The organism is Streptomyces pilosus, from assembly GCF_014649835.1.
GTDB lineage: Bacteria > Actinomycetota > Actinomycetes > Streptomycetales > Streptomycetaceae > Streptomyces > Streptomyces pilosus.
Genome location: NZ_BMTU01000011.1, coordinates 83,716 through 104,067 on the forward strand (window position 1 = coordinate 83,716; position 20,352 = coordinate 104,067).

Genomic DNA, 20,352 nt, shown 5'->3' on the forward strand with positions numbered 1-20,352 from the left:
CGCTTCCGCGTCACCCGCCGTCAGGGGCCATCCGGGTCCGCGCGGTTGAGGGCCGACCGCGGGGCCGGCCCGGCCGTCATCAGGTAGTCCGCGGCCGACGTGTCCGTCACCAGGCTGGTGACCAGTCCGGAGCGCAGTACGGCGTCGATCGCGGGGCCCTTGCGCTGCCCGCCCGCGATGGCGACGACCTCCGGGACGCGGCGCAACTGGTCCGTCTTGACCGTGATGCAGCGCTCCCCGAGGTCCCGGCCGACGCGGCGGCCCTCGGCGTCGAAGAGGTGCGCGGACATCTCGGCGGCGACCCCGAGGGAGGCGTAGTGGGCCCGCTCCTCGTCGCTGAGCATGTCGTGCACCGTGGAGATGCCCGGCTCCCAGGAACCGATGGAGACGCAGGCGACGGTGACCTTGTCGAAGTACTCGAAGGCCCGCGCGATGCCCGTCTGGTGGCGCAGCGCCTGCGCGGTGGCCGCGTCGGGCAGCAGCATCGGCGCGTAGATGGGGTGGGCGTCGCCGCCCGACACCTGCGCGGCGCGTCGTACGGCCTCCACCGAGCCGCGCTCCGCGGTCCCGGCGTCGTAGACGCCCGTGAGCTGCACGACCGTGCAGGGCGGCAGCCGGTCCAGGGCCGCCGCCATGTGGATGGTGGACCGGCCCCAGGCCAGCCCCAGCACATCCCCTTCGTTGACCAGCTCGCCGAGCAGGTCGGCGGCCACCTCTCCCAGGTTCTCGGGGTCGGGTGTCTCCGCGGCCTCGGCCGGCGACTCGACCACGACGGCGTGCCTGAGGCCGTAGCGGGCGCGGAGCGCGTCGGAGCGCTCGGCGTCCAGCTCGGCCGGCACACGGATCTCGATCCGTACGAGATCCCGTTCGAGGGCGGTCTCCAGGACCCGGGCCACCTTGAAGCGGCTGACGCCGAACTCCTCGGCGATCTGGATCTTGGATTTCCCCTCGAGGTAGAAGCGGCGGGCCATGGCCGCCGCCTGCACCAGCTCAGCGGGTCCCATCCGCATGGCTGACCGGCCCGCCGACATACCCGACACGGCGATCTCCTCACTGCTGTTCACACTCTGGATTCGCCGTTCATCCTTGCAGATCCGGCGCGGTCGATCAGCCCTGCCGGGCGCCGTTCACGTTCCTGACGCTCAGTGGTCGCATGCCCACGCCGCCTTGGCCGTCGCGGCCTCCGCCTGGTTGCGCAGTGCACGTACCGCCTCGGCCGGGTCCGACGCCCCGTACACGGCGGATCCCGCCACGAAGACGTCGGCGCCGGCGTCGGCACACCGCTCGATGGTGGAGGCCGAGACTCCGCCGTCGACCTGGAGCCAGAGCTCCAGGCCGTGCCTGCTGATCAGCTCACGGGTGCGGCGGATCTTCGGCAGCATGATGTCGAGGAACGCCTGCCCGCCGAAGCCTGGTTCAACCGTCATGATCAGCAGCATGTCGAGCTCGGGGAGCAGGTCCTCGTAGGGCTCGACGGGGGTGGCGGGCTTGAGCGCCATGGAGGCGCGGGCGCCCTTGGCCCGGATCTCGCGCGCGAGCCTCACGGGCGCGGCGGCGGCCTCGACGTGGAAGGTGACCGACCCCGCTCCGGCCTCCACGTACTGCGGGGCCCAGCGGTCGGGGGCCTCGATCATCAGGTGGCAGTCCAGCGGCGTGTCCGTCGCCCGGGCCAGCGACTCCACGACCGGCACGCCGAGCGTGAGGTTGGGGACGAAATGGTTGTCCATCACGTCGACGTGGAGCCAGTCGGCTCCCTCGACCGCCTTCGCCTCGTCCGCGAGGCGGGCGAAGTCGGCGGACAGGATGCTGGGGTTGATCTGCGGGGCCATGCCCCCAAGACTGCCATGCCGCACGGGGCTTGCGTGCAGCGGTGCCACGGCCCGCACGGGCAGGGGGCCGGCCCTCCTGCCCGGGCGGGCCCGCGGACCCCGCCCGGCCCGTCCCCGTGCCCCGCGCGGGCACCACGGCACCCGCCCGCCGGCCCGCCCGCACCGAGCGGAGACCGGACCTGCCCGCGCTCCGGGGGCGCCCCGGAGCCCGGGCCGTGGTCAGCCGGTGCGGCGGATCAGGGCCAGGTACATCGCGTCGGTGCCGTGGACGTGGGGCCACAGCTGGACGTCGGGGCCCTCGCCGAGGTCCGGGACGCCGGGCAGCAGCGGACGGGCGTCGATCAGGTCGGCGTCCGGGAACTGCTTGAGGAGGTCGGCGACCACCGCCCGGGTCTCGGCGAGGTGGGGCGAGCAGGTGGCGTAGCCGACGACGCCGCCGACGCGCACGGACTCCAGGGCGGTGCGCAGCAGCCCGCGCTGGAGCGGAGCGAAGCCGTCCAGGTCCTCCGGACGGCGCCGCCAGCGCGCCTCGGGGCGGCGGCGCAGGGCGCCCAGCCCGGTGCACGGCACGTCGACCAGCACCCGGTCGAAGCTGCCCGGCCGCCACGGGGGCCGCGTGCCGTCGGCGGCGACGACCTGGTAGGGGCCGGGGTTCCCGGCGAGGGCCCTGGCCACCAGCCCGGCCCGGTGCGGCTGCTTCTCGGAGGCGAGCAGGACGGCGCCGCGCTCGGCGGCGAGCGCCCCGAGCAGCGCGGCCTTGCCGCCCGGGCCGGCGCATCCGTCGAGCCACATCCGGTCTCGGCCCTCGACGGGGGCGTTCGCCAGCGCGAGCGCCACCAGCTGGCTGCCCTCGTCCTGCACGCCTGCCCGGCCCTCGGCGACCGCCGCGATGGCGCCCGGCTCCCCGCCCTCGGCCAGCCGCACCGCGTGGGGCGACCAGCGGCCGGGGACGGCGGCCTCCTCGTCGAGCAGTTCGGCGGTGGTCGCCCGGCCGGGACGGGCCACCAGGGTGACCTCCGGCCGCTCGTTGTCGGCGCGCAGCAGGTCCTCGATGCCCTCCCGCCCGCCGCCGAGGGAGTCCCACAGCGCGGAGACGACCCAGCGGGGGTGGGAGTGCACGACGGCGAGGTGGTCCTCCGGGTCCTCGTCGTAGGGCGGGGCGACCCGCTCCAGCCAGCCCTCGAGGTCGTGCTGGGCGATCTTGCGCAGCACCGCGTTGACGAACTTGGCCCGCCCGTCGCCGAGCACCACGCGGGCCAGTTCGACGGAGGCGGACACGGCGGCGTGCGTGGGGATCCGCGTCCCGAGCAGCTGGTGCGCGCCGAGACTCAGCACGTCCAGCACCGGCGGGTCCACCTCGCGCAGCGGCCGGTCGACGCAGGCCGCGACGACCGCGTCGTAGGTGCCCTGCCGGCGCAGGGTGCCGTACACCAGCTCGGTGGCGAGGGCCGCGTCCCTCGTGTCGAAGTCGCCCTCCTCGCGCGCCTTGCGCAGCAGCGGGGGCAGGACGAGGTTGGCGTACGCGTCCCGCTCGTCCACGGCCCGCAGGGCCTCGAAGGCGAGGACGCGGACGGGGTCCTTCTTGGGCCGGCGGTAGGGCTTGGCGGGCTTGCGGGGCCGACGGGGCTGGTCGCTCACGAAAAAGGTGCTCCGGATGTGGGGTGAAGTGCGCGCTCCAGCCTACGTCCTGGCGCTCCCCGGGGCGTCAGCCGCCGACGCTCTCCCCGGCCGCGATCCGCACCCCGCGCGCCCAGTCCGCCGCCCGCATCGGCTTCTTGCCCTGGGCCTGCACCCACAGCAGCTCCACGGCGTACGAGGCGGTGCCCACGTACACGTTGTTCTTGCCGGCGGACAGCTGCCCGGGCGCGAGCCCGGTCGTGTCCGGCACGGGGGCCGCCTGGACGATCTTGAGGCGTTCGCCCCGGAAGGTGGTCCAGGCGCCGGGTGCGGGGGTGCAGCCGCGCACCACGCGGTCGACGCGCAGCGCCGGGGTGTTCCAGTCGACGCGGGCGTCCTCGACGGTGACCTTGGGGGCGAGACTGACGCCCTCGGCGGGCTGCGGCACGGCCTGGAGGGCGCCGTCCTCGATGCCGTCCATGGTCGCGGCGAGCAGGCCCGCGCCGGCGAAGGCGAGCCGGGTGAGCAGGTCGCCGCTGGTGTCGGTGGGGCGGATCACCTCGGTGACGGTGCCGTAGACGGGACCGGAGTCGAGGCCCTCCTCGATCTGGAAGGTCGCGGCGCCGGTGATCTCGTCGCCGGCCATGATGGCGTGCTGCACGGGTGCGGCGCCGCGCCAGGCAGGGAGCAGCGAGAAGTGCAGGTTGACCCAGCCCCGGGCGGGGATGTCGAGGGCGGCCCTGGGCAGCAGGGCGCCGTAGGCGACGACGGGGCAGCAGTCCGGGGCGATCTCCTTCAGCCGCTCCAGGAAGTCGGGGTCCCGGGGCCTGGCCGGCTTCAGCACCTCGATCCCGGCCTCCTCGGCACGGTCGGCGACCGGCGAGGCGACCAGCCGGCGTCCGCGTCCGGCGGGCGCGTCGGGCCGCGTGACGACGGCGGCCACCTCGTGCCGCCCGGAGGCGAGAAGAGCGTCCAGTGCGGGAACGGCGACCTCGGGGGTACCGGCGAAGACGAGCTTCATAAGGTGCTGGGAGCCTCTCGGGCGGGGGCGGCTGGGGCGGCGCACCAGTCTATGACCCGGCACCGGGAACCCCGTCCAGGGACGGCCGCCGGCCGCGGAGGGGAGCGTCCGGTGCGGCAGGCCGGACCACTCCCCGGCGGGGGCGTACGCATATGCCGCCGCGCCCCAGCCCGTGACCAGCGGAGCGCCCACGCGTTGGTCAAGAAAGAGTTGACCACGGGCCCCACTGCGGGCTCATTCCTTTCAACGCCGGTTCGAGAGGCTTGTTCATGGCCGACCACGCAACCCACGACGCCCAGGCTCGGGCCAGCCTGCACCTGCTGGTGCGGGACATCGAGCGGGTCCGGCGGCAGGTGGACGCGCTGCGCACGCTCACCGCCCAGCTGGGCAACGTCTACCGCCCGCGCCGCTCCGGTCCCTCCACGGGCTTCGTCGTCTACGGACGGGCTCCCGCACCGACGGTCCGTCTCGCCCAGGAGCTGCGGGACAGTGTCGAGACCCTGGTCACGGCGGCCGTGGAGTTCGACCGCTCACTCGGTTTCTCGTGGGACGCGGTGGGCTCCGCCCTCGGCGTCACGAAGCAGGCGGTGCACCGCCGCTACGGCGCCCGCCGGGCCGCCGACCGGACCCCGGCCGCCACCGCGGCCGAGACCGAGCGCACGCCGGAGTCGCCGGGCACCCGTACGGTGAACGTCGGCGCCGGCGTCTCCCCCGTCCCGACGGTGCCCGCCGCCCGCACCATGCCGACCCAGCCCACCGCCGGCAGCCCCGCCCTGCGCGAGGAGCCCCGGCCCACCGTCTTCCCCGCCCCGCGCAACGGCTGAACCCGCCCCCTCCTCCCCCGCCCTCCCGGACGCACCACCTCCGGGAGGGCGCGGCACGTGCGCGACGGGTGAGGCCGGCCCGGGCCGCTCAGCCGATGTCGAGCGGGTCGACGCGCACCCACACCGGGTCGTTGCCCCCGCGGGCCGTGCGCGCCGCCTGGGCGGCCTTCAGCGCCGCCGCCAGTTCGGCGCCGTGTCCGGGCGGCACCCGGACCAGTGCCCGGTCCCACTGCTCCCCCGGCGGCGGCGCGCCCGGCCGCCGCGGACGGCCGGCCGGGGTGACCGGCAGCGGCACCGGGCCGAGGATCTCCGCCGGCGCCGGCAGGTCCACCGCGCCGAGGAACGCCGCCACCGCCTCGCCCGGCCCCGACACCGCCGCCATCCGCGACACCGGCGGGAAGCCCAGTTCGCCGCGCTCGGCCAGCTCCCGCACCGCGTGCCCGACCGGATCCCACCGCACCAGCGCCTGCACCGGCCGCAGCGTCGGCTCCGCGACCACCACCACCGTGCCGCCGGCCGGCTGCGGGCGCACCAGGGCCGCCGCGCCGATCCAGCGGCGCAACGCGTCCTCGTCGGAGCGCAGGTCGGGCCGGCCCAGCATCGCCCACCCGTCCAGCAGCAGCGCCGCCGCGTACCCCCCCTCGGCCACCGGTTCGGCACCGGGCGTGCTCACCACCAGCGCGGGCGCGCCCGGCACCGTGTCCAGGACGTGCTCACGTCCCGAGGTCCGTACCGGCACCGCGGGGAACGCCCGGCCCAGCTCCTCCGCGGTCCGCCGCGCCCCCACCACCTGCGCCCGCAGCCGGAAGCCACCGCACTCCGGGCAGTGCCAGCCGCCCTCCTCGCGGCCGCACCAGCCGCACCGCAGATCGCCGGACCCCTGGGCCTCCAGCGGCCCGGAGCAGTGCCGGCAGCGCGCCGGGGCCCGGCAGGTCGCGCACGCCATCCGCGGCACGTACCCCCGCCGCGGGACCTGGACCAGCACCGGGCCGTGCCGCAGTCCCTCCCTGACGGCCTGCCAGGCGAGCGTCGGCAGCCGCGCCGCGCGCGCGGCCTCGTCCCGCGCCAGGTCCTGGTCGCCCACGGTCCGCACCAGGGGCGCGGCGGCCCGCACCCGCTCCCTCGTGGCGACCAGCGGGCGCGCCCAGCCGGTGTCCACCAGCTGGGCGGCCTCCACGGTGCAGCTCCAGCCGCCCAGCAGGAAGCCGCACCTGTCCTGCGCGGCCCTCAGCAGCAGCACCTCGCGGGCGTGCGGCTGCGGGGCGTGCTGCTCGCTGTGGCTGTCGTCGCCGTCGTCCCAGACCGCGACCAGTCCGAGGTCCCGCACCGGCGCGAACATCGCGGCCCGCGTACCGATGACGGCCCGTACGGAGCCCCGCCGCACCGCGAGCCACTGCGCGTAGCGCTTCTCCGGGCCCGCGTCGGCGGTGAGGACCGCGTGCCGTCCCTCGCCCAGCAGCGCGGTGAGCGCGGCGTCGACGCGGGCCACGGCCCGCCCGTCGGGGAGGACGGCCAGTGCGCCCCGCCCGGAGGCCAGGGTCGCCGCGACGGCCCGGGCCAGCTCCTCGCTCCACCGGGGGCCGGGCAGCGCGTTCCACACGGCGCGCGGGGCGCTGCCGGAGGCCAGTGCCTCCAGGAAGGCCGGCCCCTGCTCGTAGCGTTCCCAGGAGCCGGGTGCGGGCGCCGGGGGCGGGGGCAGCGGGGCGGGCGAGGGCCGCCGCTCCGCGCGGGCGTTGCGCGGCGGCACGGCGAGCTGGAGGACGTCGGCGAGGCTGCCCGCGTACCGGTCGGCGACGGCGCGGGCGAGGCCCAGCAGCTCCTGGTCGAGCACCCGCTCGGGCGAGACGACCTGGGCCAGCGCCGCCAGCGGCCCCGGATAATCGGATTCGGCGAGCCGCTCGACGAGGAAGCCGTCGATCAGTCCGCCGCCCTCGCGCCGTCCCTCGCGCACCCGGTGCCGCCCGGCGCCGAAGCGCACCCGCACCCGCACGCCCGGCTGGGCGTCGGCGTCCAGTTCCTCGGGAACGGCGTAGTCGAAGTAGCGGTCGAGGTGGAGCACGCCCTTGTCGACGAGGACACGGGCGACGGGCAGCTCCTTCGCCAGTGCGGCGCCGCGCCAGGTGCGCGGTTTGGCCCGGGGGGCCTTGGCCTGGCGCACGCTCTCCCGGATGAGCGCGAGCTGCTCGGGCGGCGCGCCCTCCGCACCGCCGTCCTGCCGTCCGTCCTCGCTGCTCACGCCTGCATTCTTACCAAACACGACTGACAGCGGCGCACCGCCCGGAACCGGCCCCGTGCGCGGGAAGCCCGAAGGCCCGGCGCCCCCACGGGACGGGGCACCGGGCCTCGGAGGGACGGGCGGGCGGGACCTACAGCCCCGCCGCCTTGCGCAGGGCGTCCACGCGGTCGGTGCGCTCCCAGGTGAAGTCGGGCAGCTCACGGCCGAAGTGGCCGTAGGCGGCGGTCTGGGCGTAGATCGGGCGCAGCAGGTCCAGGTCGCGGATGATCGCGGCCGGGCGGAGGTCGAAGACCTCGTCGATGGCGCGCTCGATCCGCTCCGTCTCGACCTTGGCGGTCCCGAAGGTCTCCACGAACAGGCCGACCGGCTCGGCCTTGCCGATGGCGTACGCCACCTGCACCTCGCAGCGCGCGGCCAGGCCGGCCGCCACCACGTTCTTGGCGACCCAGCGCATCGCGTAGGCGGCCGAGCGGTCCACCTTGGAGGGGTCCTTGCCGGAGAAGGCGCCGCCGCCGTGGCGGGCCATGCCGCCGTAGGTGTCGATGATGATCTTGCGGCCGGTCAGGCCGGCGTCACCCATCGGACCGCCGATCTCGAACCGGCCGGTGGGGTTCACCAGCAGCCGGTACTTCTCGGTCTCGAGCTTGATGCCCTCGTCGAGGAGCGCCTTCAGCTCCGGCTCCACGACGAACTCGCGGATGTCGGGGGCGAGCAGCGACTCCAGGTCGATGTCCGAGGCGTGCTGGGAGGAGACGACCACGGTGTCCAGGCGGACCGCCTTGTCGCCGTCGTACTCGATGGTGACCTGGGTCTTGCCGTCGGGGCGCAGGTAGGGGATGGTCCCGTTCTTGCGCACGTCGGACAGGCGCTTGGACAGGCGGTGGGCGAGGAAGACCGGCAGCGGCATAAGCGTCGGCGTCTCGTCCGTCGCGTAGCCGAACATCAGGCCCTGGTCGCCGGCGCCCTGCCGGTCCAGTTCGTCGTCGTCGCCCTCGACGCGGGCCTCGTAGGCGGCGTCGACACCCTGGGCGATGTCCGGGGACTGCGCGCCGATCGACACCGAGACGCCGCAGGAGGCGCCGTCGAAGCCCTTCTTCGAGGAGTCGTAGCCGATCTCCAGGATCTTGTTGCGCACCAGCGTCGCGATGTCCGCGTACGTCTTGGTGGTGACCTCGCCGGCCACGTGCACCAGGCCGGTGGTGATCAGCGTCTCGACGGCGACCCGGGAGGTCGGGTCCTCGCGGAGGAGCGCGTCGAGAATGGTGTCGCTGATCTGGTCAGCGATCTTGTCGGGGTGACCCTCGGTCACGGACTCCGAGGTGAACAGACGACGGGACACAACGCTCCCTGGGGTTGCAGCGGCTGCTGGCTGATCATGGGCGGACGGCGGGGGCTGCACCCGACGCCGTCAGTGGAACAGTTTATCGGTCGCGCTTCGCCGGCGGGCCCCCGTCTCGTCTCGCGAGAGCGCTGTGACCTGCGGCACGGGCATTCTCCCCGGGCGGGGCGAGGTTCGCCAGAGGTGCCACGCCCCGGCGGGGGAGGTTTCGGTGGGTCGGAGGGCGAATCAATCACTCATCCGAGGCGTTCGGCCACCAGGTCCCAGACGGTTTCGGCCAGGGTCTCCTTGGGGCCGTGGGCCACCGGGGTCTCGGTGCCGTCGGCGCCCAGGACCACGGCCTCGCTGTCGTCCAGACCGAAGGTCTTGCTCTCCCCCACCTCGTTCACCACCAGCAGGTCGCAGCCCTTTCGCTTCAGCTTGGCCCGGCCGTTGGCGAGGACGTCGTCGGTCTCCGCGGCGAAGCCCACGATCACCTGTCCGGACCGCGCCCGGTCGCCGGAGATCTCGGCGAGGATGTCCGGATTCCGTACCAGGGCGACGGGCTCGGGCTCCTGGCCGTCCTTCTTCTTGATCTTCCCGGCGGCGTAGGCCGCCGGGCGGAAGTCGGCGACGGCCGCCGCCATGACGACCGCGTCCGCGTCGGGGGCGGCGCGCAGGACGGCCTCCCGCAGTTCCACGGCGGTGCCGACGGCGACGACGTCGACCCCGGCCGGGTCGGGCAGCGCGGTGTTGGCCGCGATCAGCGTGACGCGGGCGCCCCGGGCGGCGGCGGTGCGGGCGAGGGCGTAGCCCTGCTTGCCGGAGGAGCGGTTGCCGAGGAAGCGGACCGGGTCGAGGGGCTCGCGGGTGCCTCCGGCGCTGATGACGACGTGCCGGCCGGCGAGGTCGGGTCCGGTGACGCCGCGGGCCAGGACCCGGCGGCACACCTCGAAGATCTCGCCCGGGTCGGGCAGGCGGCCCTTGCCGGTGTCGGCGCCGGTGAGCCGGCCGACGGCCGGTTCGATGACGACGGCGCCCCGGGCGCGCAGGGTCGCCACGTTGTCCTGGGTGGCCGGGTGCTCCCACATCTCGGTGTGCATGGCGGGGGCGAAGACCACCGGGCAGCGGGCGGTGAGCAGGGTGTTGGTGAGCAGGTCGTCGGCCAGGCCGTGGGCGGCCCTGGCGAGCGTGTCGGCGGTGGCCGGGGCGACGACCACCAGGTCGGCGTGCTGGCCGATGCGTACGTGGGGCACCTCGTGGACGTCGTCCCAGACCTCGGTGGAGACCGGGTGGCCGGAGAGCGCGGACCAGGTGGCCGCGCCGACGAAGTGCAGCGCGGAGGCGGTGGGCACGACCCGTACGTCGTGTCCCGACTCCGTCAGCCGCCTCAGCAGCTCACAGGCCTTGTACGCGGCGATGCCGCCGCTGACCCCCAGCACGACCTTGGGCTTGTCCACCGTCTCTCCCCGTACCTCGGAAAATGTGCGACCAGCACCATGAGACACCACAGGCCCGGCAGACGTGCTGCCGGGCCTGTGGAAAAGTCAGCTGCAAACCGCTGATACGACTGTCTGACCGGTTACTGACCGGGGCCTTCGACGGCCTCGGAGGTCAGCAGTCCCGCGTTGATCTCGCGCAGGGCGATCGAGAGCGGCTTCTCGTGGACATGGGTGTCGACGAGGGGACCGACGTACTCGAGCAGGCCCTCGCCGAGCTGCGAGTAGTACGCGTTGATCTGGCGGGCCCGCTTGGCCGCGTAGATCACGAGGCTGTACTTCGAGTCCGTGGCCTCGAGGAGCTCGTCGATCGGCGGGTTGATGATGCCCTCGGGCGCGGAGATGGAAGAGGACACGCTCTACCTTCCGATGGATGGGAAAGATTCTGTCGACCTGACCGGTGAACCACTGCTCACGATCACACGACGTTCATCAAGGCTAGCAGCTCGCGGGCGACGTCCTGGACGGAGGTGTTGACCAGGGTGGTGTCGAACTCCGGCTCGGCGGCGAGTTCGGTCTTCGCGGCCGTGAGCCGGCGCTCGATGACCTCGGCCGACTCCGTACCGCGGCCCGTGAGCCTGCGCACGAGCTCCTCCCAGGAGGGAGGAGCCAGGAACACCAGCTGCGCCTCGGTCATGGACTCGCGGACCTGCCGCGCACCCTGGAGGTCGATCTCCAGCAGCACCGGCACACCCGCCTCCAGATGCTCCAGCACCGCCGCGCGGGGGGTGCCGTAGCGGTTGCCCGCGAACTCGGCCCACTCCAGCAGCTCGCCGTTGGCGATCAGCTTGTCCATCTCGTCGTCGGTGACGAAGAAGTAGTGGACGCCGTGCTGCTCACCGGGGCGGGGCTTGCGGGTCGTCGCGGAGACGGAGAGCCAGACCTCGGGGTGTTCCTTGCGCATATGAGCGACGACCGTGCTCTTGCCGACCCCGGAGGGGCCGGAGAGCACGGTCAGCCGCGGACGTACGTCCGGGGGTACGGGGGACGTCCCCCGGGGTGTTGCAGCCATGCGGCGATTATTCCAGCAATTCCGGAGTGCCCGGGACGCCGGTCCCGGACGGTCCGGTACTCAGGAGCCGGTGCTGCCGAACTCGCGCTCCAGGGAGGCGATCTGGTTGGACCCGAGACCCCGCACACGGCGGCTCTCGGAGATGCCCAGACGCTCCATGATCTGCTTGGCGCGGACCTTGCCCACGCCCGGCAGGGACTCCAGCAGGGCGGAGACCTTCATCTTGCCGATGACGTCGTTCTCCTGGCCCTGCTTGATGACCTCGTGCAGGGAGGCGCCGGAGTGCTTGAGTCGATTCTTGACCTCGGCCCGCTCCCGGCGAGCCGCGGCGGCCTTTTCGAGCGCGGCTGCGCGCTGTTCAGGGGTAAGGGGCGGAAGAGCCACGCCTACGTCACCTCGGATGTCGAACTGTCGGATACGGACCGGTGAGGAACCTGGTCGCCCCACACCTGGAGTGATGGACGACATCGTCGCCCGTTCACTCTCCGTCGGAGACTAGCGGCCAAGTCCGCCTGAGTCAGCGAGAACTGCGGAAAAGTCCTGGTCAGCCTCCGCCAGACCGGACATATCAGACAAATGACTGCCGATGTGAGGGTGTCTTCACAGCGCGACGACCACGGATTCCCTCGTCGGCCGGTCTCAGGCCCCCGTCACCGCGGCCCGGATCTCCTCCGCGAACCGCTCGGCGGCGTCACGCAGAGCGACCACGTCGGGACCGTGGCGCAACACTCCCCGGCTCACGTTCGGCACGACGTTGCGCACCGCGCGCCCGAAGACCGCCGGCAGGTCGGCCGCCGTGGCGCCCTGCGCGCCGATGCCGGGGGCCAGGAGCGGACCGTTCACGTCCAGGTCGTACGAGGACAGGTCGCCGAGCGTCGCGCCGACCACCGCGCCGAAGGACCCCAGCGGCTCCTCGCCGGCGTTCTCCAGCGCCAGGTGCCCGAGCATGGTCGCGCCGACGGTGCGCCCGTCGGAGCGGACCGCGTGCTGCACCTCTCCGCCCTCCGGGTTGGACGTCAGCGCCAGCACGAACAGTCCGGTGCCGCTCTCGCGCGCGAGGGCGACGGCCGGGCTCAGCGAGCCGTAGCCGAGGTACGGCGAGACGGTGAGCGCGTCGGAGAACAGGGGCGCGTCCTCGCGCAGGAAGGACTCGGCGTAGGCGGCCATGGTGGAGCCGATGTCGCCGCGCTTGGCGTCCATCAGCACCAGCGCGCCCGCGGCCCGCGCCTCCTGGACCGTCTTCTCCAGCACGGCGACGCCGCGCGAGCCGAAGCGCTCGAAGAAGGCGCTCTGCGGCTTGAGCACGGCGACCCGGCCGGCCACCGCCTCGACGACGGTGCGGCTGAACGACTCCAGGCCCCGCACGTCGTCGTCCAGCCCCCACTCGGCGAGCAGGGAGGCGTGCGGGTCGATGCCCACGCACAGCGGGCCCCGCTCGTCCATCGCGCGGCGCAGACGCGCGCCGAAGGGTTCCTGACCGGTCATGCCGTCGTCCTCACGTCGGCGCCCACCGCGTCGGCGAGCGTGGCGTAGGGGCTGGTGCGCAGGCGTGCGGCGAGCCCCTTGTGCATGGCGCGCCCCCAGAGGGGGCCCTCGTAGACGAACGCGCTGTAGCCCTGGACCAGCGTGGCACCGGCCAGGATGCGCTGCCAGGCGTCCTCTGCGTTCTCGATGCCGCCGACGCCGACCAGGGTGATCCGGTCGCCCACGCGCGCGTAGAGACGGCGCAGCACCTCCAGGGAGCGTGCCTTCAGGGGCGCGCCGGACAGGCCGCCGGTCTCGTTCACGGCCGCGGGGTCGGACGTCAGGCCGAGTCCCGCCCGGGCGATGGTGGTGTTGGTGGCGATGATGCCGTCGAGGCCGAGTTCCACGGCGAGGTCGGCGACGGCGTCGACGTCCTCGTCGGCGAGGTCGGGGGCGATCTTCACCAGGAGCGGCACCCGGCGGGCCGGGACGGCGCGGTCGGCGGCCTCCCGGACGGCGGTGAGCAGCGGGCGCAGGTGGTCCACGGCCTGGAGGTCGCGCAGCCCCGGCGTGTTCGGGGAGGAGACGTTGACGACCAGGTAGTCGGCGTACGGGGCGAGCCGCTCGGCGGACTTCACGTAGTCGGCGACGGCCTCGTCCTCGGGGACGGCCTTGGTCTTGCCGATGTTGACGCCGACGACCGTCCTGAAGACGGGCGTGCGGGAGGCCAGGCGCGCCGCCACGGCGAGGGAGCCGTCGTTGTTGAAGCCCATGCGGTTGATCAGGGCCCGGTCGGCGACCAGGCGGAACAGCCGCTTCCTGGGGTTGCCGGGCTGCGGCTCCCCGGTCACGGTGCCGATCTCGACGTGGTCGAAGCCGAGCATCGCCAGGCCGTCGATGCCGACCGCGTTCTTGTCGAAGCCGGCGGCGAGGCCGAAGGGGCTGTGCAGGCGCAGGCCGAACGCCTCGGTGCGCAGCTCCTCGTGGCGCGGGGCGAGCGCGGCGGCGGCGAAGGTGCGCAGCACGGGGACGCGTGCGACGAGTCGGATCCAGCGGAAGGCCAGGTGGTGGGCCCGCTCCGGGTCCATCCGGCGGAAGAGCAGGGTGAAGAGGATGTGGTACACGGTGTCTCCATGAAGAGGGGGACACCGTTTCCGGTGTCCCCCTGGGGGCTGCTGCTAGTCGCGGGCCGCGGTCAGATGTTCCGCGTGTTCCTGGAGCGAGCGGACGCCCACCTCTCCGCGGTTGAGCGCGTCGATGCCCTGGACGGCGGCGGCGAGCGCCTGGACCGTGGTCAGGCACGGGACGGAGCGGGCCACGGCTGCCGTGCGGATGTCGTAGCCGTCGAGGCGGCCGCCGGTGCCGTACGGGGTGTTGACGATGAGGTCGACCTCACCGTCGTGGATGAGCTGGACGATGGTCCGCTCGCCGTTCGGGCCGGTGCCCTCGGACTGCTTGCGCACCACGGTGGCGTTGATGCCGTTGCGCTTGAGGACCTCGGCGGTGCCGGAGGTGGCGAGCAGTTCGAAGCCGTGCGCCACCAGCTCCCGCGCCGGGAAGATCATCGAGCGCTTGTCCCGGTTGGCGACCGAGATGAAGGCGCGGCCCTTGGTGGGCAGCGGCCCGTAGGCGCCGGCCTGCGACTTGGCGTACGCCGTGCCGAAGACGGAGTCGATGCCCATGACCTCGCCGGTGGAGCGCATCTCGGGGCCGAGCACGGTGTCGACGCCGCGGCCGTGGATGTCCCGGAAGCGGGACCACGGCATCACGGCCTCCTTGACGGAGATCGGCGCGTCCAGCGGCAGCTCGCCGCCGTCACCGGTGGCCGGGAGCAGGCCCTCGGCGCGCAGCTCGGCGATGGTGGCGCCCAGCGAGATCCGGGCCGCGGCCTTCGCCAGCGGCACCGCGGTGGCCTTGGAGGTGAAGGGCACCGTGCGCGAGGCGCGCGGGTTGGCCTCCAGGACGTAGAGGATGTCGCCGGACAGCGCGAACTGGATGTTGATCAGGCCGCGCACCCCGACTCCGCGGGCGATGCCCTCGGTGGAGGCGCGCAGCCGCTTGATGTCGAAGCCGCCGAGCGTGATCGGCGGCAGGGCGCACGCCGAGTCGCCGGAGTGGATGCCGGCCTCCTCGATGTGCTCCATCACACCGCCGAGGTACAGCTCCTCGCCGTCGTAGAGGGCGTCGACGTCGATCTCTATGGCGTCGTCGAGGAAGCGGTCGACGAGCACCGGCCGGGAGGGGCTGATCTCGGTCGACTCGGCGATGTACGCCTCCAGCCGGGCCTCGTCGTAGACGATCTCCATGCCGCGGCCGCCGAGGACGTAGGACGGCCGGACGAGGACCGGGTAGCCGATCTCGTCGGCGATGGCCTTGGCCTCGGCGAAGGTGGTGGCGGTGCCGTGCTTGGGGGCGGGCAGGCCGGCCTCCTTGAGGACCTGGCCGAAGGCGCCGCGGTCCTCGGCGGCGTGGATGGCCTCCGGGGAGGTGCCGACGATCGGCACGCCGTTGTCCTTGAGCGCCTGCGACAGGCCGAGCGGGGTCTGGCCGCCGAGCTGGACGACGACGCCCGCGATCGGTCCGGCCTGCCGCTCGGCGTGCACGATCTCCAGGACGTCCTCCAGGGTGAGCGGCTCGAAGTAGAGCCGGTCGGAGGTGTCGTAGTCGGTGGAGACGGTCTCCGGGTTGCAGTTGACCATCACGGTCTCGTAGCCCGCGTCGCTCAGCGCGAAGGAGGCGTGGACGCAGGAGTAGTCGAACTCGATGCCCTGGCCGATGCGGTTGGGGCCGGAGCCCAGGATGATCACCGCGGGCTTCTCGCGCGGGGCGACCTCCGTCTCCTCGTCGTAGGAGGAGTAGAAGTACGGCGTCCGCGCGGCGAACTCGGCGGCGCAGGTGTCGACGGTCTTGTAGACCGGCCGGATGCCCAGTGCGTGCCGGACCTCGCGGACGACGTCCTCGCGCAGGCCGCGGATCTCACCGATCTGCTGGTCGGAGAAGCCGTGCCGCTTGGCCTCGGCGAGCAGTTCGCGGGTCAGCTCGGGCGCCGCGGCCAGGTCGTCGGCGATCTCCTTGAGGAGGAAGAGCTGGTCGACGAACCAGGGGTCGATCTTCGTGGCGTCGAAGACCTCCTCCGGGGTGGCGCCCGCGCGGATGGCGCCCATGACGGCGTTGATCCGGCCGTCGGTCGGGCGGACCGCCTCGCGCAGCAGCTCCGCCTTGTCGCCGGGCTCGCCGACGAAGGTGAACTGGCTGCCCTTCTTCTCCAGCGAGCGCAGCGCCTTCTGGAACGCCTCGGTGAAGTTGCGGCCGATGGCCATGGCCTCGCCGACCGACTTCATGGTGGTGGTGAGCGTCGAGTCGGCGGAGGGGAACTTCTCGAAGGCGAACCGGGGTGCCTTCACGACCACGTAGTCGAGCGTCGGCTCGAAGGAGGCCGGGGTCTCGCGCGTGATGTCGTTCGGGATCTCGTCGAGGGTGTAGCCGACGGCGAGCTTGGCGGCGATCTTGGCGATCGGGAATCCGGTCGCCTTGGAGGCGAGCGCCGAGGAGCGCGAGACGCGGGGGTTCATCTCGATGACGATGACCCGGCCGTCCTCGGGGTTCACCGCGAACTGGATGTTGCAGCCGCCGGTGTCGACGCCGACCTCGCGGATGACGGCGATGCCGATGTCCCGCAGGATCTGGTACTCGCGGTCGGTGAGGGTCATCGCCGGGGCGACGGTGATGGAGTCACCGGTGTGCACGCCCATGGGGTCGAAGTTCTCGATGGAGCAGACGACCACGACGTTGTCGTGCTTGTCGCGCATCAGCTCCAGCTCGTACTCCTTCCAGCCGAGGATGGACTCCTCCAGGAGCACCTCGGTGGTCGGCGAGAGGGTGAGGCCCTGGCCGGCGATGCGGCGCAGCTCGTCCTCGTCGTGGGCGAAGCCGGAGCCGGCACCGCCCATGGTGAAGGAGGGGCGGACGACGACCGGGTAGCCGCCGAGCTCGTCGACGCCGGCGAGCACCTCGTCCATGGTGTGGCAGATGACGGAACGGGCGGACTCGCCGTACCCGATCTTGCCGCGGACGGCCTCGACGACCTCCTTGAACAGGTCGCGGTCCTCGCCCTTGTGGATCGCCTCGACGTTGGCGCCGATCAGCTCGACGCTGTACGTGTCGAGCACGCCGTTCTCGTGCAGCGAGATGGCGGTGTTCAGGGCCGTCTGGCCGCCCAGGGTGGGCAGCAGGGCGTCCGGCCGCTCCTTGGCGATGATCTTCTCGACGAACTCGGGGGTGATCGGCTCGACGTAGGTGGCGTCGGCGATCTCCGGGTCGGTCATGATCGTCGCCGGGTTGGAGTTCACCAGGACGACGCGCAGGCCCTCGGCCTTGAGGACGCGGCACGCCTGGGTGCCGGAGTAGTCGAACTCGGCGGCCTGGCCGATGACGATCGGGCCGGAGCCGATGACCAGGACGGACTGGATATCGGTGCGCTTAGGCACGCTGGCCCTCCATCGGGACGGTGCTCATCAGAGAGGTGAAGCGGTCGAACAGGTAGGCGGCGTCGTGCGGGCCCGCTGCCGCTTCGGGGTGGTACTGGACGCTGAAGGCCGGCCGGTCGAGCAGCTGGAGTCCCTCGACCACGTTGTCGTTGAGGCAGACGTGGGAGACCTCGGCGCGGCCGTAGGGGGTGTCGGAGACCTTGTCGAGCGGGGCGTCGACGGCGAATCCGTGGTTGTGCGCGGTGACCTCGACCTTGCCGGTCGTACGGTCCTGCACCGGCTGGTTGATGCCGCGGTGGCCGTACTTCAGCTTGTAGGTGCCGAAGCCGAGGGCGCGGCCGAGGATCTGGTTGCCGAAGCAGATGCCGAAGAGCGGGGTGCCGCGTTCCAGTACCGCCCGCATGACGGAGACCGGGTGGTCGGCGGTGGCGGGGTCGCCGGGCCCGTTGGAGAAGAACACGCCGTCGGGGTTGACGGCGTAGACGTCGTCGACGGTCGCCGTGGCCGGCAGGACGTGCACCTCGATGCCGCGCTCGGCCATGCGCTGCGGGGTCATGCCCTTGATGCCGAGGTCGATGGCGGCGACGGTGAACTTCTTCTCGCCGATGGCCGGGACGACGTACGGCTCGGTGGTGGCGACCTCGGCGGCGAGGTCGGCGCCCGCCATCTCGGGTGCTTCCTTGACGCGGGCGAGCAGGGCCGCGTCGTCGCGCACCGCGTCGCCGCTGAAGACGCCGACGCGCATGGCCCCGCGCTCGCGCAGGTGGCGGGTGAGGGCGCGGGTGTCGATGCCGCAGATGCCGACGACGCCCTGGGCGGCGAGCTCCTGGTCCAGCGAGCGCGTCGAGCGCCAGTTGGAGGGCACGCGCGCGGGGTCGCGCACGACGTAGCCGGAGACCCAGATCTTCCTGGACTCCATGTCCTCGTCGTTGACGCCCGTGTTGCCCACGTGCGGGGCGGTCATCACCACGACCTGGCGGTGGTAGGACGGGTCGGTGAGGGTCTCCTGGTAGCCGGTCATGCCGGTGGAGAACACCGCTTCGCCGAAGGTCTCCCCCACGGCCCCGTAGGCGCGGCCGCGGAAGATCCGGCCGTCCTCCAGGACGAGTACGGCGGGAACCTTGGCGGCTCCCCTGGTGGAGGTTGTCATCGTGCGCCTTCCGTCTTGTTGATCATGTGGTTGAGGGTCTCGACCCACTCGTTGTGCTCGGCGGCGTGGTCGGAGCGGAAGCCGGAGTCGATCAGCCGCTCGCCGTGCGCCCAGGTGACGACCAGCAGGCCGCCCTCGGTGAGGACCTTGCCGGCGATGCCCTTGTCGAGCCGGGCCCCGCGCAGTGCGTCCACCGGGACGAAGAAGTCCTCCGCTCCGGGGCGTACGACGTCCAGTCCGGCGGCGGTGAGCGTCAGCTCGACCCGGCTGCGGGTTCCCAGGCCGTGCGCCACGATGCGGTCGAGCCATTGCCCGGCCGTGGTGGAGCCGTGGTAGCGGCCGCTCATGCTCAGTCTCGCCCGGCCCGGGTCGTCCGGCATTCCCGGCAGCGTCGGTTCGCCGCCCCCGCCGGGGGTGGTGGCGGGCGACGGGCGGGAGGGCAGCTCCGGCAGGTCGCCCTGGAGGGTGCCCCGCCACCGCCAGCCCTCGCGCATCAGCCAGTAGACGAGCGCCACGAAGAGGACGAGTCCGACGACCCAGCCGATCCGGGCGGCCCAGTCGGTCACTTCCGCCGATTCCTTCTCGGCGGCCAGCAGGATTACAGGTGTCACGTGAGCTTCCCGTCGACGAGCACGGCCTTGCCCCGGAGCCAGGTGTGGGTGACACGGCCCGGCAGCTCACGGCCCTCGTAGGGCGTGTTGCGGCTGCGCGAGGCGAAGCCCGCGGGGTCCACGGAACCACGGTATGCCGTGTCGACGAGGGTGAGGTTGGCGGGCTCACCTGCCGAGACGGGGCGGCCGTGGCCCTCGGCCCGCCCGATGCGCGCCGGCGTGAAGGACATGCGGTCGGCGACGCCCGCCCAGTCCAGCAGACCCGTGTCGACCATCGTCTCCTGGACCACCGACAGCGCGGTCTCCAAGCCGACCATGCCCATGGCGGCCGCGGCCCACTCGCAGTCCTTGTCCTCGTGCGGGTGCGGGGCGTGGTCGGTGGCGACGATGTCGATCGTCCCGTCGGCGAGCGCCTCGCGCAGCGCCAGCACGTCCCGCTCGGTGCGCAGCGGCGGGTTGACCTTGTAGACCGGGTTGTAGGTGCGCACCAGTTCGTCGGTGAGGAGGAGGTGGTGCGGGGTGACCTCGGCGGTGACGTCGATGCCGCGGGACTTGGCCCAGCGGACGATCTCGACGCTGCCCGCCGTGGACAGGTGGCAGATGTGGACGCGGGAGCCGACGTGCTCGGCGAGCAGCACGTCGCGCGCGATGATCGACTCCTCGGCGACGGCCGGCCAGCCGCCGAGGCCGAGCTCGGCGGAGACCACGCCTTCGTTCATCTCGGCGCCCTCGGTCAGCCGCGGCTCCTGGGCGTGCTGGGCGACGACCCCGCCGAAGGCCTTCACGTACTCCAGCGCGCGGCGCATGATCACGGCGTCGTGGACGCACTTGCCGTCGTCGGAGAAGACGGTGACGCCGGCCGCGGACTCGTGCATGGCGCCCAGTTCGGCGAGCTTCTTGCCCTCAAGCCCGACGGTGACGGCGCCGATGGGCTGCACGTCGCAGTAGCCGGACTCCTGGCCGAGCCGCCAGACCTGCTCGACGACGCCTGCGGTGTCGGCGACGGGGAAGGTGTTGGCCATGGCGAAGACGCTGGTGTAGCCGCCGCTCGCCGCCGCGCGGGTGCCGGTCAGCACCGTCTCGGAGTCCTCGCGGCCGGGCTCGCGCAGGTGGGTGTGGAGATCGACCAGGCCCGGCAGGAGGACCTTGCCTGCGGCCTCGACGACCTCGGCGTCCCCGGCCGTCAGCCCGGCGCCGACCTGTGTGATCGTCTCACCGTCGATCAGGACGTCCTGCGGCTCGCCGCCGAGCACCTTCGCACCACGGATCAGGATCTTGCTCATC

Annotated in this window: 17 protein-coding genes; 1 reads left to right on the forward strand and 16 read right to left on the reverse strand. The window is 73.0% G+C overall.

The features are described from left to right. Positions 1 to 20: 20 nt before the first annotated feature. From IE118_RS24605 to fmt, 4 genes are all read right to left on the reverse strand, one after another. Positions 21 to 1,064: a sugar-binding transcriptional regulator gene (locus tag IE118_RS24605; RefSeq protein WP_189560214.1), complete on the reverse strand. Its 1,044-nt coding sequence runs from the start codon at positions 1,062 to 1,064 to the stop codon at positions 21 to 23. Between the two features lie 78 nt (positions 1,065 to 1,142). Then, on the reverse strand, positions 1,143 to 1,829 hold the full coding sequence (gene rpe, locus IE118_RS24610; RefSeq protein ID WP_189560215.1) for a ribulose-phosphate 3-epimerase: 687 nt from the start codon (positions 1,827 to 1,829) through the stop codon (positions 1,143 to 1,145). Between the two features lie 219 nt (positions 1,830 to 2,048). Next, positions 2,049 to 3,467, reverse strand: a complete 1,419-nt coding sequence (locus tag IE118_RS24615) for an RsmB/NOP family class I SAM-dependent RNA methyltransferase (RefSeq protein ID WP_189560216.1) — start codon at positions 3,465 to 3,467, stop codon at positions 2,049 to 2,051. A 67-nt stretch (positions 3,468 to 3,534) separates the two neighbouring features. Then, entirely contained in the window at positions 3,535 to 4,467 is a 933-nt protein-coding gene (gene fmt / locus IE118_RS24620; protein WP_189560217.1) for a methionyl-tRNA formyltransferase, read from the reverse strand. Between the two features lie 269 nt (positions 4,468 to 4,736). On the opposite strand from fmt, the gene IE118_RS24625 reads away from it, so the two are divergent. Beyond that, the gene (locus IE118_RS24625; RefSeq protein ID WP_189560218.1) at positions 4,737 to 5,291 is read left to right on the forward strand and encodes a hypothetical protein; all 555 of its coding nucleotides are present in this window, start codon (positions 4,737 to 4,739) and stop codon (positions 5,289 to 5,291) included. 88 nt (positions 5,292 to 5,379) lie between these two features. Here IE118_RS24625 and IE118_RS24630 read toward each other — a convergent pair whose 3' ends face one another. The 12 genes from IE118_RS24630 to IE118_RS24685 form a co-directional block, all read right to left on the reverse strand. Continuing rightward, the gene (locus IE118_RS24630) at positions 5,380 to 7,527 is read right to left on the reverse strand and encodes a primosomal protein N' (RefSeq protein WP_189560219.1); all 2,148 of its coding nucleotides are present in this window, start codon (positions 7,525 to 7,527) and stop codon (positions 5,380 to 5,382) included. Positions 7,528 to 7,657: 130 nt separating this feature from the next. After that, positions 7,658 to 8,866 carry a methionine adenosyltransferase gene (gene metK, locus IE118_RS24635; RefSeq protein ID WP_189560220.1) on the reverse strand — a complete coding sequence of 403 codons (1,209 nt, stop codon included), beginning with the start codon at positions 8,864 to 8,866 and terminating at the stop codon, positions 7,658 to 7,660. Between the two features lie 236 nt (positions 8,867 to 9,102). Continuing rightward, positions 9,103 to 10,305 (reverse strand): bifunctional phosphopantothenoylcysteine decarboxylase/phosphopantothenate--cysteine ligase CoaBC, encoded by a 1,203-nt coding sequence (gene coaBC / locus IE118_RS24640; protein ID WP_189560221.1) that lies wholly within the window; start codon positions 10,303 to 10,305, stop codon positions 9,103 to 9,105. A 122-nt stretch (positions 10,306 to 10,427) separates the two neighbouring features. Further along, on the reverse strand, positions 10,428 to 10,700 hold the full coding sequence (gene rpoZ / locus IE118_RS24645) for a DNA-directed RNA polymerase subunit omega (protein ID WP_004933985.1): 273 nt from the start codon (positions 10,698 to 10,700) through the stop codon (positions 10,428 to 10,430). Positions 10,701 to 10,762: 62 nt separating this feature from the next. Beyond that, a complete protein-coding gene (gene gmk, locus IE118_RS24650; protein WP_189560222.1) occupies positions 10,763 to 11,356 on the reverse strand; it encodes a guanylate kinase in 594 nt (197 codons plus the stop codon). 60 nt (positions 11,357 to 11,416) lie between these two features. Further along, positions 11,417 to 11,740 carry an integration host factor gene (locus IE118_RS24655; protein ID WP_003977346.1) on the reverse strand — a complete coding sequence of 108 codons (324 nt, stop codon included), beginning with the start codon at positions 11,738 to 11,740 and terminating at the stop codon, positions 11,417 to 11,419. A 255-nt stretch (positions 11,741 to 11,995) separates the two neighbouring features. Next, complete coding sequence (gene pyrF / locus IE118_RS24660; protein ID WP_189560223.1) at positions 11,996 to 12,841, reverse strand: orotidine-5'-phosphate decarboxylase; 846 nt, start codon at positions 12,839 to 12,841, stop codon at positions 11,996 to 11,998. After that, a complete protein-coding gene (locus IE118_RS24665) occupies positions 12,838 to 13,944 on the reverse strand; it encodes a quinone-dependent dihydroorotate dehydrogenase (RefSeq protein ID WP_189560224.1) in 1,107 nt (368 codons plus the stop codon). Before IE118_RS24665 ends, pyrF begins: the two co-directional genes overlap by 4 nt. A gap of 54 nt (positions 13,945 to 13,998) precedes the next feature. After that, positions 13,999 to 17,307, reverse strand: a complete 3,309-nt coding sequence (carB, locus tag IE118_RS24670; protein WP_189560225.1) for a carbamoyl-phosphate synthase large subunit — start codon at positions 17,305 to 17,307, stop codon at positions 13,999 to 14,001. Further along, the gene (gene carA / locus IE118_RS24675) at positions 17,300 to 18,457 is read right to left on the reverse strand and encodes a glutamine-hydrolyzing carbamoyl-phosphate synthase small subunit (protein WP_189560226.1); all 1,158 of its coding nucleotides are present in this window, start codon (positions 18,455 to 18,457) and stop codon (positions 17,300 to 17,302) included. The genes carB and carA overlap by 8 nt, the downstream gene beginning before the upstream one ends. Then, on the reverse strand, positions 18,454 to 19,068 hold the full coding sequence (locus tag IE118_RS24680) for a PH-like domain-containing protein (protein ID WP_189560227.1): 615 nt from the start codon (positions 19,066 to 19,068) through the stop codon (positions 18,454 to 18,456). Before IE118_RS24680 ends, carA begins: the two co-directional genes overlap by 4 nt. After that, on the reverse strand, positions 19,065 to 20,351 hold the full coding sequence (locus IE118_RS24685) for a dihydroorotase (RefSeq protein WP_189560228.1): 1,287 nt from the start codon (positions 20,349 to 20,351) through the stop codon (positions 19,065 to 19,067). The genes IE118_RS24680 and IE118_RS24685 overlap by 4 nt, the downstream gene beginning before the upstream one ends. Between the last annotated feature and the right edge of the window lies 1 nt (position 20,352).

Excerpts from the sequence above, each read along its gene's own strand:
- gmk (WP_189560222.1), bottom strand. The coding sequence starts at position 11,356 with ATGGCTGCAACACCCCGGGGGACGTCCCCCGTACCCCCGGACGTACGT.
- fmt (WP_189560217.1), bottom strand. The coding sequence starts at position 4,467 with ATGAAGCTCGTCTTCGCCGGTACCCCCGAGGTCGCCGTTCCCGCACTG.
- pyrF (WP_189560223.1), bottom strand. The coding sequence starts at position 12,841 with ATGACCGGTCAGGAACCCTTCGGCGCGCGTCTGCGCCGCGCGATGGAC.
- carA (WP_189560226.1), bottom strand. The coding sequence starts at position 18,457 with ATGACAACCTCCACCAGGGGAGCCGCCAAGGTTCCCGCCGTACTCGTC.
- IE118_RS24625 (WP_189560218.1), top strand. The coding sequence starts at position 4,737 with ATGGCCGACCACGCAACCCACGACGCCCAGGCTCGGGCCAGCCTGCAC.
- rpe (WP_189560215.1), bottom strand. The coding sequence starts at position 1,829 with ATGGCCCCGCAGATCAACCCCAGCATCCTGTCCGCCGACTTCGCCCGC.
- IE118_RS24685 (WP_189560228.1), bottom strand. The coding sequence starts at position 20,351 with ATGAGCAAGATCCTGATCCGTGGTGCGAAGGTGCTCGGCGGCGAGCCG.